The following is a 227-nucleotide window of genomic DNA, read 5'->3' on the forward strand; positions in this document are numbered from 1 at the left end:
GCTGATGTAGAGGCTACCGCACTTGTTGATGCTGATGTAGAGGCTACAGCGCTTGTGCTTGCTGATGTAGACGCTACGGCACTTGTTGACGCTGATGTAGAGGCTACGGCGCTTGTGCTTGCTGATGTAGACGCTACGGCACTTGTTGATGCTGATGTAGAGGCTACGGCGCTTGTGCTTGCTGATGTAGAGGCTACAGCGCTTGTACTTGCTGACGTAGATGCTAC

The 227-nt window shown here is 52.9% G+C and carries 1 pseudogene; it reads left to right on the plus strand.

Annotated elements, in window-relative coordinates:
• Window positions 1–227 (plus strand): annotated as a pseudogene (locus KV696_RS09820) (adhesive domain-containing protein); the annotation flags it as partial.

The sequence above is a fragment of the Streptococcus humanilactis genome, from assembly GCF_019448275.1.
Classification (GTDB): Bacteria; Bacillota; Bacilli; order Lactobacillales; family Streptococcaceae; genus Streptococcus; species Streptococcus humanilactis.